The sequence below is a fragment of the Pseudonocardia humida genome (assembly GCF_023898865.1).
Lineage (GTDB): Bacteria > Actinomycetota > Actinomycetes > Mycobacteriales > Pseudonocardiaceae > Pseudonocardia > Pseudonocardia humida.
In genome coordinates, this window is record NZ_JAGSOV010000097.1 from 23,938 (window position 1) to 37,305 (window position 13,368).

13 protein-coding genes are annotated in these 13,368 nt (G+C 76.1%); 4 read left to right on the plus strand and 9 right to left on the minus strand.

The features are described from left to right. Positions 1–223 precede the first annotated feature (223 nt). Together KDL28_RS38470 and KDL28_RS38475 are read right to left on the minus strand one after the other, a co-directional pair. Positions 224–1,771 carry a phosphatase PAP2 family protein gene (locus KDL28_RS38470; RefSeq protein WP_252446427.1) on the minus strand — a complete coding sequence of 516 codons (1,548 nt, stop codon included), beginning with the start codon at positions 1,769–1,771 and terminating at the stop codon, positions 224–226. Next, positions 1,768–2,256 (minus strand): DUF421 domain-containing protein, encoded by a 489-nt coding sequence (locus KDL28_RS38475; protein WP_252446428.1) that lies wholly within the window; start codon positions 2,254–2,256, stop codon positions 1,768–1,770. The genes KDL28_RS38470 and KDL28_RS38475 overlap by 4 nt, the downstream gene beginning before the upstream one ends. A 184-nt stretch (positions 2,257–2,440) precedes the next feature. On the opposite strand from KDL28_RS38475, the gene KDL28_RS38480 reads away from it, so the two are divergent. The 3 genes from KDL28_RS38480 to KDL28_RS38490 are packed head-to-tail and all read left to right on the plus strand — an operon-like array spanning position 2,441 to position 5,068. After that, on the plus strand, positions 2,441–3,076 hold the full coding sequence (locus KDL28_RS38480; protein ID WP_252446429.1) for a hypothetical protein: 636 nt from the start codon (positions 2,441–2,443) through the stop codon (positions 3,074–3,076). Further along, positions 3,054–3,272, plus strand: a complete 219-nt coding sequence (locus tag KDL28_RS38485; protein ID WP_252446430.1) for a hypothetical protein — start codon at positions 3,054–3,056, stop codon at positions 3,270–3,272. Before KDL28_RS38480 ends, KDL28_RS38485 begins: the two co-directional genes overlap by 23 nt. A gap of 2 nt (positions 3,273–3,274) precedes the next feature. Further along, positions 3,275–5,068 carry a glycoside hydrolase family 15 protein gene (locus KDL28_RS38490; protein ID WP_252446441.1) on the plus strand — a complete coding sequence of 598 codons (1,794 nt, stop codon included), beginning with the start codon at positions 3,275–3,277 and terminating at the stop codon, positions 5,066–5,068. Between the two features lie 75 nt (positions 5,069–5,143). On the opposite strand, the gene KDL28_RS38495 is transcribed toward KDL28_RS38490, so the two are convergent. The 7 genes from KDL28_RS38495 to KDL28_RS38525 form a co-directional block, all read right to left on the minus strand. Next, a complete protein-coding gene (locus tag KDL28_RS38495) occupies positions 5,144–6,115 on the minus strand; it encodes a YihY/virulence factor BrkB family protein (protein WP_252446431.1) in 972 nt (323 codons plus the stop codon). A gap of 171 nt (positions 6,116–6,286) precedes the next feature. Continuing rightward, positions 6,287–6,595, minus strand: coding sequence for a hypothetical protein (locus KDL28_RS38500; RefSeq protein WP_252446432.1), 309 nt, complete (start codon positions 6,593–6,595; stop codon positions 6,287–6,289). Positions 6,596–6,696: 101 nt separating this feature from the next. Further along, entirely contained in the window at positions 6,697–7,740 is a 1,044-nt protein-coding gene (locus KDL28_RS38505; protein ID WP_252446433.1) for a CapA family protein, read from the minus strand. Continuing rightward, entirely contained in the window at positions 7,737–7,874 is a 138-nt protein-coding gene (locus KDL28_RS38510) for a hypothetical protein (RefSeq protein WP_252446434.1), read from the minus strand. The genes KDL28_RS38505 and KDL28_RS38510 overlap by 4 nt, the downstream gene beginning before the upstream one ends. Continuing rightward, positions 7,855–9,420 carry an alanine/glycine:cation symporter family protein gene (locus KDL28_RS38515; RefSeq protein WP_252446435.1) on the minus strand — a complete coding sequence of 522 codons (1,566 nt, stop codon included), beginning with the start codon at positions 9,418–9,420 and terminating at the stop codon, positions 7,855–7,857. The genes KDL28_RS38510 and KDL28_RS38515 overlap by 20 nt, the downstream gene beginning before the upstream one ends. Before the next feature lie 221 nt (positions 9,421–9,641). Then, positions 9,642–11,957 (minus strand): MMPL family transporter, encoded by a 2,316-nt coding sequence (locus tag KDL28_RS38520; protein ID WP_252446436.1) that lies wholly within the window; start codon positions 11,955–11,957, stop codon positions 9,642–9,644. After that, entirely contained in the window at positions 11,950–12,582 is a 633-nt protein-coding gene (locus tag KDL28_RS38525; RefSeq protein WP_252446437.1) for a hypothetical protein, read from the minus strand. Before KDL28_RS38525 ends, KDL28_RS38520 begins: the two co-directional genes overlap by 8 nt. Before the next feature lie 103 nt (positions 12,583–12,685). Between KDL28_RS38525 and KDL28_RS38530 the strand changes: the two genes are divergently transcribed. Next, a complete protein-coding gene (locus KDL28_RS38530) occupies positions 12,686–13,087 on the plus strand; it encodes a hypothetical protein (RefSeq protein WP_252446438.1) in 402 nt (133 codons plus the stop codon). The last annotated feature ends 281 nt before the right edge of the window (positions 13,088–13,368 follow it).

A 13,368-nucleotide genomic window follows, 5' to 3' on the forward strand; every position in this document is an offset into this window, starting at 1 on the left:
CGACCGGCGGGTACAACGTGCGGGGTGGCCGACGGCGCGCCCGGCGCGGGTCCGGACCGGGGGGAGCCCGGAGACCGCAGGCCACCCACCGGGGTGGGGGGGGGGGGGGGGGGCCCCCCCCCCCCCCCCCCCCGACCGGCCGCAGAGCGGCGAGGAGAAGTCGCGCGCACGCCGCCCGTCGCGCAGCCGTAGCCGCGCCGGTCGGTGGGTGGGACGCGGCGGCTCAGCACGGTGAGCACGGCGACGACGACGCTGAAGACCCGCGGGCGCCGTTCCGCCGCTGACGGTCTCCCGACGACGACGCGCGCCCACCGGACCCGACCGGACGTGCTCGGGGGAGCGGGGCGCCGACGACGGGCGCGGCCCGGCCCGGGCGCAGCACCGCGCGGACCAGCAGCAGCCAGGGCAGCGCCAGGACCAGGCTGCCCAGCAGGTCGAGCGGGTGGTGCACGCCCAGGTGCAGGCGCGACACCCCGACCGCGAACGGCACGACCACCGCGGCGGCGACGGCGAGCACCCGCGGCAGCCGCGCACGGGCGTGGGCCAGCACGAGCACCGCGACGGCGCCGTAGAGCGACAGCGCCGCCGACAGGTGCCCCGACGGGAAGCTGGACGTCGGCGGCAGGGCCGGGTCGAGGCCCGGCAGCTGCGGCCGGGTCCGGTCGATGATCGTCGCGGTGGTCAGGAACAGGGCCAGCTCCCCGACCAGCACCAGGGCCAGGAAGAGCACGGGCCGCCACCGGCGCAGCAGCGCCAGCGCCACCGCCGCGGCGAGCAGGCCCTGGCCGATGACGGCGGGCGTACCCCCGGGAAGGCTCGCGGCGTGGGCGAGGTCGACCGTCAGCGGTGTCCGGTTGAGCGCCACCCACCTCGTCACGTCCGAGCTGAAGTCGATCACCGCCGTACCCGCCAGCACGTCGGTGACCAGCCGTCCCAGCGCCAGCAGCACGCCCAGCAGCAGCACCCAGCCGACGACGAGCACCGCGGCGGCCTGCCAGGCGTGCCGGTCGTGAGTCGGACGCGACCCCGGCGCGGGCTCCAGGTCCGCGGCGGACTCCGGCTCCAGGCCGGCGCCGAGCGCGCCGGAGCGGGGCAGCCCGCCCGCGCGCCGCCACCCCGCGAACGCGACGGCGGTGGCGGCGAGCCACAGCCCGCCCAGCATCCACCCGCCGACGACGTCGGACAGGTAGTGCACGCCGAGGGCGAGGCGGGTGGCGCCCACCGCGACCAGCAGCGCGACCGTCGCGGCGGCCGCGCCGATCCGCGCCCGCCGGCCGAGCAGCGGCCACGCCACCATGAGCACGACGCCGTAGGCCACCGTCGAACCGAGGGCGTGGCCGCTGGGGAAGCTCGGGTCGCCGACCGCGGCGAGCGGCACGTCGACCACCGGCCGCAGCCGCCCGACCAGGTCCTTGGCCGCCGGGGTGAGAACCAGCCCGCCGAGGCCGGTGACGACCGCGTAGCCCGCCAACCGGGCTCGGCCGCGCAGCACCAGGTAGGCGGCCAGGGCGGTCACCACCAACCCCAGCACCGGCGTGTCGCCGAGCATGGTCACCACGCGCAGCGCCTGCACCAGCACCGGGTGCGGGGAGACGAGGGCGTTGAGCCGGTCGGCCAGCCACCCGTCCGCGCCGACCACGCGACCCGGTCGACCGGTCACCGCCGCGGTGAGCAGCACGAACCCGACCGCGGCGGCCACCAGGGCCATGGCGGCAGCGCTGCTGCGCCCGAGGAAGCGGCCCAGGCCCGGCCGGGCCGGGACGCCCGTCATCGGTCCGCCTCGGGCAGCTCGGGCACTGCGGTCAGCACGCTCAGCGTCCCGTCGGTCTCCAGCACCACGGCCTCCACCTCGGCCAGGCCGGCGTGCCCCGACGACCGCGCGGCCTGGCGGACCTCGTCCTCGGTCACCCGCGCCCGCCGCATCGGCCCGGCCAGGAACCCGCCCCGGTAGAGCAGCACCGGCTCGGACTTCACCGCCCGTTCCACCGCCCGCCAGCGCAGCGACGAGCGGCTGACCACGTACTGCAGCAGAACCAGCACCCCCAGCCCGAGCACGCCCTCGGCGAAGCTGACGTCGGCGTCGAGCAGCACCGTGGCCAGGGTCGAGCCGAGGGCGACCGTGACGACCAGGTCGAACGCGTTCAGCTTGGACAGCGTGCGCGCGCCGGACACGCGCAGCACGGCGACCAGAGCGAGGTAGGCCAGCGGGCCCACGACCAGGATGCGGCCCAGGTCGGACCAGGAGTCGAACCACACGCTCCAGGCCTACCCGCCACGCCCGCCGACAGGCACCGCGAGCCTGACGAGGAGCTGACGGTGCGCCATACCGGACCGTCGCAAGCCGTCCGCCAGGTAACCGCCGCAGGGACGGGGGAACGCCGATGCCGTCCGGACGTCGGCCGGGACGGGCCCGGCCGACCCGGCACCGGAAGGAGCGATCATGACTGACACCCTGCGCCGCCGCGGACGGTCGGCGACGAGCCCGCTGGTGGCGCTGGCCGCCGCCGCGGGGCTCGCCCTGGCCGGCTGCGCGACCGACGCACCGGTCGCCCCGGACGCCCCCGAACCGGTCCCCGCCCCCGGTGGGGAGGCCGTCGAGGGCACCGCCGGCCCCGAGGCGGTGGCCTGGACGGGCTCGGTGTGCGAGGCGCTGGTCCCGGTCGCGCAGACGCTGCGCACCCCACCGGAGATCGACGTCACCGCCCCGCAGGCCGCCCGACAGGCCTACCGCGACTTCCTCGTCGAGGCCCGGACGCAGGCCGACCAGGCCCAGCAGCAGCTGTCCACGCTCGGGGCGCCGCCGGTCGAGGAGGGCGAGGAACTGGCCCAGGAGGTCCAGGAGCAGGTGACCGACCTGCGCGAGGACGTGACCGAGGCGCTGAACCGGGTCGAGGCGGCGGACCCGAACAACCCGCTGGCGATCGGCGAGGCCGTGGTGGCCGGGGGCAACGTGCTGGGCGCGGTGGGCAACAACGTGCAGGCGGTCGGCGCCCTGACCGACGAGCCGGAGCTGCGCAACGCGTTCGAGCAGGCCCCGGCGTGCGAGGAGCTGCGTGACGCCGGCGACTCCGAATGACGCGGGCGTCGACCTCACGACCGAGCCCGACGATCGACTGTCGATCGCTGCCGGCCGTTTTCCGACTCCGGTCACGGGGAAGCGCTGGCCCGTGAAGGCACTCACCGTCGTCCCGGCCACCGCCCGTTCCGCCCGGCTCACCGACCTGCCCGACTTGGCCGTCGGGGTGAAGGTCGTCATCGAGATGGGGGGTTGAGCGTGCCCGGTCGGATCGAGGACTACGCCCTGCTCGGCGACCTGCAGACCGCCGCGCTCGTCGGCCGGGACGGCTCGGTCGACTGGCTGTGCGTGCCCCGCTTCGACTCCGCGGCCTGCTTCGCCGCCCTGCTGGACGACGACTCCGCCGGGCACTGGCGGATCGCGCCGGCCGCCGGGGGGCCGGCCACCCGCCGGTCCTACCGCGGCGACACCCTCGTGCTCGACAGCGAGTGGGACACCCCGGAGGGCACCGTCCGGATCACCGACTGCATGCCGCCGCGCGGTGAGGCGGCCGACGTGGTCCGCGTCGTGCACGGGGTGTCCGGTGCCGTCCCCATGCGGATGGAGCTGCGGCTGCGGTTCGACTACGGCCACGTCGTGCCCTGGGTCCGCCGGGACGGTCCGGATCTGTCGGCGGTGGCCGGGCCGGACGCGGTGTGGCTGCGCACGCCGGTCGAGCTGCACGGGCAGGACCGCACGACCACCGCGGAGTTCACGGTGCGGGCGGGGGAGTCGGTGCCGTTCGTGCTGACCCACGCGCCATCGCACCACCCCCGCCCGACACCGGTCGAGCCGGTGGCGGCGATCGTCCGGACCGAGGCCTTCTGGGCGGACTGGATGGCCCGCTGCACCTACCGCGGCGAGCACGGCGCGGCGGTCCGCCGCTCGCTGCTGACGCTCAAGGCGCTCACCTACGCCCCGACCGGCGGCATCGTCGCCGCGGCGACCACCTCGCTACCCGAGCAGCTCGGCGGACCGCGCAACTGGGACTACCGCTACTGCTGGCTGCGCGACGCCACGCTGACCCTGCAGTCCCTGCTGGCCACCGGTTACACCGCCGAGGCCACGGCCTGGCGGGACTGGTTGCTGCGCGCGGTCGCCGGGGACCCGGCCGACCTGCAGATCATGTACGGGCTGCACGGCGGGCGCAGGCTGCCCGAGTTCGAGGTCGACTGGCTGGCCGGGTACGAGGGGGCGTCGCCGGTGCGGGTCGGCAACGCCGCGGCCGGGCAGTTCCAGCTCGACGTCTGGGGCGAGGTGCTCGACGGCCTGCACCACGCCCGGGCTGCCGGCGTGCAGCGCCTCGACGAGGCCTGGGACCTGCAGCGGGCCCTGCTCGAGTTCCTGGAGGGCAGCTGGCGCGAGCCGGACGAGAGCCTGTGGGAGATGCGCGGCGGGCGACGGCACTTCGTGCACTCGAAGGTGTTGGCCTGGGCCGGGCTCGACCGGGGGGTGCGCGCGGTCGAGGAGTTCGGCCTGCCCGGACCGGCCGCGCGGTGGAAGGCGTTGCGCGCCGAGATCGCGGCGGAGGTGCTCGACCGCGGCTTCGACGCCGGGCGCGGCACGTTCACCCAGTTCTACGGCAGCCGCGGGCTCGACGCGGCGCTGCTGCTGATCCCGCACGTCGGGTTCCTGCCCTGGGACGACCCGCGGGTGGTCGGCACGGTCGACGCGGTGGCCCGCGAACTGGACGAGGACGGGCTGCTGCTGCGCTACCGCCCGGAGACCGACGGCGTCGACGGGCTGCCCGGCGGCGAGGGCGCCTTCCTGGCCTGCTCGTTCTGGCTGGTCGACGCCCTGACCGGGACCGGGCGGGTGGCCGCGGCGCGCCGGCTGTTCGAGCGCCTGCTGGACCTGCGCTCCGACCTCGGCCTGCTGGCCGAGGAGTACGACACCCGGGCGCGCCGCCAGGTCGGGAACACCCCGCAGGCGTTCAGCCACGTCGGACTGGTGAACAGCGCCCTGCGGCTGGACGCGCACCGGCCCGCGACGGGGGAGGGGGAGCGGGCGTGATCCTGGTGCTGGCCTCCGGGGTGGTGCTGCCGCTGCTGGTGTGGCCGGCGCTGCGGATCCCGCTCGCAGCCGGGGTCACCGCGCCGGCCCGCCTGACCCGCGCTCACCGTGAGTGCCGCGGCGAGCCCGGCTGACCAGCACCGCGTTCAGCTCGCCGCCGAGCAGCAGCCCCAGGCTCAGCAGGTACACCCAGATCATCACGATCACGCCGCCGCCGAACGCCCCGATCACCGGGTTGGCGCCGGCGGCCACGGCGAGGTAGCCGTGGAAGCCTGCGCTGGCCGCGGCCCACCAGGCCGTGGCCAGCAGCGCCCCCGGCACCGTGTCGCGCCACCGGCTGCGCCGGTTCGGGGCCAGCCGGTACATGGTCGCCGTCCACGCCAGCAGGAGCAGCGCCACCACGGGCCCCCTGAGCACGTCCCATGTCACGGCGAACGCGGGACCGAGGCCGACCGCGTCCGCCACCGCGCTGCCCGCTCCCAGCAGCGGCCCGACGACCAGCGCGGCCAGCGCCAGCACCCCGGCGACCAGCGTGCCGACTCCCAGCGCCGACCCGAGCAGCCGGCGGCGCAGCCAGCTGCGCCGTTCCTCGACGTCGTAGGCCAGGTTGAGCGCCCCGATCACGGTCGCGAACGCGCCGGACACGGTGACCAGCGCACCCACCGCCGCCGCGGTGAGCAGCCCGCCGCGGCTGGTGGCGAACAACGCCCGCACGGAGTCGATCACCGGACCGGCCTGCTCGGTCAGCACCGCGTCCAGCGCCGAGACCACCTCGCGCTGCGCCGCCGCGGCCAGGTCCGCGCCGACCACCAGGTCGAGCACGCCGAGCAGGCCCGTGCCCAGCAGCAGGGCGGGGAAGATGCCGAGCACGGCGAAGAACGCCGTCTCGGCGGCCAGGCCCGGCAGCCGGTCGGCGAGGGCGGCACCGGCCACCTCCCGGGCCAGGGCCCACCCGGCGCGGGTGCGGCTCGCGGTGCGCGCCCGCCAGCGCGCCCGCCGGGAGCGGGACGGGGGGCCGGCCGCGGGGGCGGCCGTCGTCGACGGCATGGCGGTCGCTCCAGGGGGTCCGGTCTGGTACCGGGCGCACCCGGTGGGGACGTCGGGGTGCCCGGCACCGCATCGAGGGCCCCCCGCCGGCGTTCCGCAAGACGGTCGTCGGGCGGTGGGAGCGGGCCGGGGCTGCGCCGACAGGTCGTCGCCGCGCAGACGCGCGCCGGGTCAGAACCAGCCGAGCGGGCCGCCGAACGGCGGACGCGGTTCGTGGGGCGGCGGTCGGCCGGGCGCGGACCGGTCGCGGCCGGAGCGGTCGGCGTCCCCGCCCGTGCTGGGCAGCCAGGCGAGCACCACGATCGTGATCGCCACGCCGAGCGCGACGACCGATCCGGTGAGCCCGACCAGCCCGATCAGCAGCGCGGCCGCCGTTCCGGCCGACACCGTCGTGTCGCCGGGCATGGCGCCGGGGCCGGCGTCCTGGGCGAAGGTGATGGGATCGGGTTGTCGGTCCTCGGGACCGCCGTGCTCGGGCATCGGGTCCACCTCCCGTCAGCGGGCTACCCGACGCGCCCGGCGCCGACGCCGGCCCGGGCCCGTCGTCAGGGGATCGTCATGTGGCCGCATCGGCGTGGCGCTCAGCGCGGGCACGTGCGGGGTCCGGACAGGACCGGGTGGCCGTGCGTGGCGATCCGCGCCGGGAGCAGGCAGCCGCGCACGGCGCCGTCCGGCTCGACCACCACCCGGGCGACCGCGGTGCGCGCCCCGGACTGGGACAGCACGGGCCAGACGAAGTTGCCCAGCCCCCAGGCGATGGGCCGGTCGCGGTAGGTCGTCATCGGTTGGAGCCGGTGCGAGTGGTGGCCGAAGACGGCGTCGGCGCCGGCGTCGACCATCGCCCGGGCGCGGGCGACGTCCTCGGGGCGGGGCTCGGTGTCGAGTTCGGCGCCCCAGTGGATGGTGACGAACACCAGGTCGGCCCGTGCCCCCGCGGCCCGCACGGCGGCGGTCATGGTCGGGATGTCGTCGCCGCTCGCCATGCCGGGTCGGGCGGGACCGGCCAGCCACTCGGCTGCGGGCACTACGCCGCCGAAGCCGAGCACCGCGATCCGCCAGCCGCCGCGCTCGACGATCGCCGGCTCGGCCGCGGCGGTGGCGTCGGCGCCGACCCCGACCGGTGCGATGCCGGCCGAGGTGGCGTGCTCGATCGAGTCGAGCAACGCGGTGGCCCCGTAGTCGCGGCCGTGGTTGTTGGCGAGGTTGGCGACGTCGACCCCGGCGTCGCGGGCGACGGGCAGCGCGTCGGGGTCGCACCGGAAGGTGAACCGCTTGTCGGCGGGGGTGCCCCGGGTCGAGACGGGGCATTCGAGGTTGACGACCGTGAGGCCGTCGGTGGTGAACAGGCCGTCGAGGCCGGTCCAGGCGTGCTCGTGGCCGCGGGTGCGCAGCGCCGGGATGTAGTCGGGGTCGAGGTTGACGTCGCCGGTGGCGTGCACGACGAGGCGCTGCCGGGCGGGCGGCTGCGCGGCGGGCGCCGAGGTGGGCGCCGCGAACGTCGGCAGCGGCGCGCCGGTGGTTCCGCCCGACCGGTCGCCCGCGCAGGCCGCGACGGTCAGGGCGAGCGCGGCCGCCACGGCTCCGGCCGCCACGTGGCGGGCGCGTGCCGAGCTCGACCCGGTCACCGGTTCGCGGTCCGCGGATCGACGCGGGCCAGCACCGCGCGGGCCACCCGGCGCCCGCCGCGCAGCGCGAAGGCGTGCCCGCGGGCCTGCAGCTGCGTGGGTCCGGATGACCGGTCAGCGCGGGTCGGAGGCACGTAGGTCGCTCACCTCGCCGCTGCGCAGCTTGTCGCGGTAGGCGGCGACCTCGCGCTTCACCACCGGGGCGAGCAGGTAGAGGCCGACGATGTTGAACAGGGCGAGCAGGAAGAGCACCGCGTCGGCGAAGGACAGCACGCTGCCCAGCGTCAGCACCGAGCCGACGACGATGAACAGGCAGTACAGGACCTGGTAGGTCCGCTCGCTGGCGCGGCTGCGGCCGAACAGGTACGTCCACGCCTTCTGCCCGTAGTAGCCCCAGGTCAGCATCGTGGACAGGGCGAAGAGGACGATGGCGACGGTGAGCACGTAGGGGAACCAGGGCAGCACGGTCTCGAAGGCGTTCGAGGTGACCAGGACCCCGTCCGGGGTCTCGCCGCCGGCCGCCGCGCTGGCCCGGGCCTCGTTCCAGAACGGGGTGCCGGCGATGACGATCGTCAGCGCGGTCATGGTGCACACGATCACGGTGTCGATGAACGGCTCGAGGAGCGCGACGTAGCCCTCGGTGACCGGGTGGCGGGTGCGGACCGCCGAGTGCGCGATCGGTGCCGAGCCGAGGCCGGCCTCGTTGGAGAACGCGGCCCGCTGGAAGCCGACGATCAGCGCGCCGATCGCACCGCCGGCCACTCCGGCCCCGGTGAACGCCCCGGCGAAGATCGCGCCGATCGCCGCGGGCACCTGCGGCAGGTTGACCCCGATCACGATCAGGCAGGCCGCGACGTACACGACCGCCATCGACGGCACCAACCGGCTGGTGACCCGGCCGATCGCGGTGATGCCGCCGATGATGACCGCCCCGACCAGCGCGGCGACCACCAGCCCGAAGATGAGCGCAGCCCCCGCGCCGCCGAGCGGGCCGCCGTCGCCCCCGGTGACGTCACGCAGCTGCGCGAAGGTCTGGTTGGCCTGGAACATGTTGCCGCCGGCGACGCCGAAGAACAGGATCATCACCGCCGCACCGCCGGCCAGGATGCGGCCCACGACGCGCCCGGTGCCGCCGGGGAGGCGCTCGGCGACGCCCTTGCGCAGGTAGTGCATGGGTCCACCGGACACCGTGCCGTCCGGGTGCTCCTCGCGGTACTTGACCCCCAGGGTGCACTCGACGAACTTGGTGCACATCCCCAACAGCCCGGCGACGATCATCCAGAACGTCGCGCCCGGCCCGCCGATGGTCACCGCGACGCCGACGCCTGCGATGTTGCCCAGGCCGACCGTCCCGGACACCGCCGAGCTCAGCGCCTGGAAGTGGCTGATCTCGCCGGGCTCGTCGTCGCGGGTGAACCGGCCGCCGACGATCTTCAGGGCCAACCGGAACTGGCGGAACTGCACGAACCGGAAGTAGACCGTGAAGATCGTCGCGGCGATCACGAGCCAGGCCACGATCCACGGGAACGTGACGCCGAGGACGGTGATCTCGGCGAAGACGAACGAGGACAGGGCGTTCGAGATCGGGTCGAACACGGCGTTGATGGCGTTCTCGACGTCCGCGAGCGGCCCGATCGGGGGCGCGGTCGCGGACGCGAGGAGGGGCTCCGACGGCGTCATCCTCATAGGAGAGAGCCGCCGGGACCGGTCTGCAACCGGGGGTGGTCTCCTGCAAGCAGAACGTTAGATCGGCCGAGGCCCGGCCGGCGTGAGGGCACCAACCCCTCCGCGGAGACCGCGTCCTCGACGGCCGGCTTCCGAGCGGCGACGGCTGAGCGGGCGCCCCGGCCGTCCGGGGACGCCGCCGTTCGGCTCGCGGATTCCCGTCGAGCCACCCCGGTTCACCGCCCGGCGACCGCCGGGTCCGGGCGCAGCCGGCGCCCGGGCCAGCCGCTGGCCCGCCCCACCAACGACACCAGCGCGGGCACCAGCAGCGACCGCACCACGAACGCGTCGATCAGCACGCCGACGGCCACCGCGAAGGCCAGCTCCTGGAAGGGCGCCACCGGGATCAGCGCGACGAGGGCGAAGCTCGCGGCCAGCGTGATCCCGGCGGCGTTGATGGCCCGGGTGGAGCGGGGCACGGCCACGGCGAGCGCCTCGGGCAGCGGCCGGCGCCGACCCTCCTCCCAGATGTAGCCGACGCTGAAGATGTTGTAGTCCGAGCCCAGCGAGATGAGCAGCACCGCGGCGGCGAACGGGATGTAGAACACCACGCCGTCGCGGCCCAGCACGTCCTGGAAGAACCAGGTGGTCAGGCCGAGGGCGGCGCCGACCGCGAGCACGCTGGTGGCCAGCAGGTACAACGGGGCCACCAGGGCGCGCAGGAACACCACCAGCAGGACCAGGTCGACCAGCAGCACCGCGATCGCGATGCGCCCGAGGTCGGACGCGGCGGTGTCGACCAGGGAGACCCCGAGGGCGGTGTCGCCGGCCCAGCCGACCTCCGCGCCGGGTAGGCCGGCCTCGGCGAGCAGCCCGGGCATCCGGTCGCGCAGGGCGCGCAGGTCGTCGATGGCCTGAGCGCCGAGCGGGTCGCTGTCGAGCACCACCAGGAACCGCGCGGCGCCGCCGTCCGGGGCCAGGAACAGCCCCAGCTCGATCGGCAGCGGCTGGTCGCGGGGGCCCAGCACACCGGCCACCCCGGGCTGGGCGTCGAGCAGCCGCTCCAGCTCGGCCAGCCGCTCCCGGTCGCCGGTGATCCCCGGCCGGGACACCACCAGCGCAGTCGGCGCGATGATGCCCGGGGCGAAGCCGGCGGCGGCGGCCTCGGCGGCCTGCCGCACCGGTTCGTCGGGGGGCAGCGCGTCGACCGGCGACACGGCGGTGCGCAGGCCGAACAGCGGCAGCGATGCGGCGACCAGCAGCGCCAGCACCCCGCCGACGACGGCCGCGGCGATCGGCCGGCGGCCGAGCAGGCGCAGGAAGCGGGACGGCACCACGTTCCGCGCCGCGCCGCGCTCGGGCAGGTCGACAGGGTCGGTGGGGTCGGTGGGGGTCGCATCGGGGCGCACCGACGGCCAGAACGCCCACCGCCCGAGGATCGCCATGAGCGCGGGGACCAGTGTCGTCGAGACCACCAGCCCGACCAGCACGGTGATCGCCAGTCCCGGGCCGAACGCCTGGAACAGCGGCGACTCGGCGACGGCCAGGGTGGCCACCCCGGCCGCGACGGTGATCCCGGCCACCACGACGATGGGCAGGTACTCCGCGACCCCGGCGCGCACGGCGTCGGGGCCGGGAACGCCCTTGCGCAGCCGGCGCTGCACGCCGGACATGAAGAAGATGGCGTAGTCGGTGGTGATGCCCAGCATCAGCGCCACGATCACCGGCTGCATCTGGCTGGGGGCGGCCAGCCCGGTGAGCTGGCCGACCAAGCCGAGCAGGCGGTCGGCGAGCAGGTAGCCGGTGCCCGCGGTGACCAGTGTGATCAGCGGTGCGGCCACCGAGCGGAAGGTGAAGCCGACGATCAGGGCGATGGCCGCCAGCGTGGCCGCCTCCACCAGCGGCAGCGTCTCGACGATGGCGTGCCACTGGGCGCCCTGCACCGGGATGGTGCCGGTCCCGCCGAGCAGACCGCCCTCCGGGTGCTCGAGGCCGGCCACGTAGTCGCGGGTGATCGCGTCCTGGGGGCCGAGCCCGGCGGTGGGGCTGATGAACAGGTAGGTGATCAGGGTGGTGTTCTGCTCGGCCGCCCCGGGGAACAGCACGGGGTTGTTGGTGAGCGGGTAGGCCAGCAGCAGGTCGCCGCTGGGCCGGCCGCCCGCGGCGAGCGTTCGCTCGACGACCTCCAGGGCCGCCAGGACGGAGTCCGCCTGCACGAACGGGTCCAGCCCGGCCGGGTCGCGCTGGACGACGGCGGTGCGGCTGAGCAGCGGCAGTCCGAACCGGGCCAGCGCGTCGACCTGCGCTTGGATCGCCGGGTTGCGCTCGCCCACCAATCCCGACAACCCGGCGCCCGCGCTGCCCAGTGCGGGCAGCAGCGCGACGGCGGCGACGGTCGCCAGGGCCAGCGCGGCGACGACGATCCAGCGGAACCGCACGACCGCGGCGGCGTAGGCGTCGACGACGGCATGCCGGCGCGGTGGCCGCTGCGCGTCCGACCCGCTCGCGGGGACCGCGTCCGCGGTCGTGCCGCCGTCCGGCTCCTCAGCCATCGAGGTGATCCGGGACGGTCCACTCGGGCGGGGGTACGACGCCGAGGCGGCACAGCTCGGCGGCCGCCAGGGGCAGGCACCGGCCCCGGTCGGCGTCGAGCCAGGGCTGCGGGCTGACCCGGCGCAGTTCGCGGAACGGGACCCGGCGCAGGGCCGCCCGGGCGAGGTGCTCGACCAGCATCGGGTCGGCGGGGCCGCGCAGCATGCGGCGCAGCCCGCGCAGCTCGCGGCGCCGGGCCAGCCGCAGTGGCAGGTACACCAGCAGCAGTGGCACCACGGGCAGCGCCACCACGGCGCCCGCCAGCACGAGGGCGAGCGCGCGCAGGTCTTCGCGGGCCCCCGCGACGCTGCCGCGGATGTCCGCGGCCGTGTCGCGGACGCTGCCGGCGAGCTGCCCGGCGCCCTCCCCGACGACCGGCACCTGGTCGATCAGGCCGATGGCCCGCGCGGTGTCGTCGAGGGCGTCGGCGGCGCGGAGCAGACCGGTGTCCAGCTCGGCGAGCTGCCACACGTGCCGGGCCGTCAGCACGCCGAGCACGCAGAACACGGCGAGCGCCGTCACCGCCGCGAGGTCCCAGCGGCGGACGGTGCGACGGCTGGGCAGCAGGGCGAGTTCGGTCATCATCGGCGCGCTCCGCCCGTCATGGTGGCCCCTCCCAGGACCCTGCGTCGACCGCCGCGCGCGCCTACGCTGCCGGCCATCCGACGACCGGGAGCAGGGGGAGGCCATGGGCGACTACGACGAACCCGCGACGGCCGGGTCCGCGTCCGGGCGGTGGCGCACGGCGCTCGTGGTGGTCGCGGCGCTGGCCGTGGGGCTCGTGGCGGGGTACCTGCTGCGCGGCGGCACCGAGCCGGCGCAACCGGTGGCCGCGCCGTCGAGCACCGCACCGGCTCCGTCACCCACCACCGCCGCGGCGCCGTCGCCGTGCGTGGAGATCGCCGAGGGCGGGAGCGACCTGGTCGCGCAGCTCGAGCAGGCGGCGCAGGCGATCGGGGCGCTCGATCCGACCGCCCTGCGGGCCGTGCTCGACGAGGTCCAGCGGCTGCGCACCGAGCTGGAGGCCGACGCCGCGAGCTGCCGCGCCCAAGCGGAGGGCTCGGTGGCGGCGCCGACCCCGTCGGGCTGAGCAGCGGCGGCGCGGGCACGCCGGTCCGGTCCACGGGCGCTCGGTCCATGGGCGGGAACTTCCCGCGGGAGAGGACCGGGTACCTGCCGATCAGCTTGCGGAACCGCGCTGCGCGGCATTCGTCAGCTCTTCGTCAGCTCGGCGCGGTCCCGCCGGCGGGCGGGGCGGGCATCCTGGGTTGGCCGGCTGCGGGGTCGGTCGAGGACGGCGTCCCCGGTGGGTGGTGGGGAGGAGGTGGGGATGCGGGTGCCGACGACCACGGCGAGGGAGCTCATCGAGCA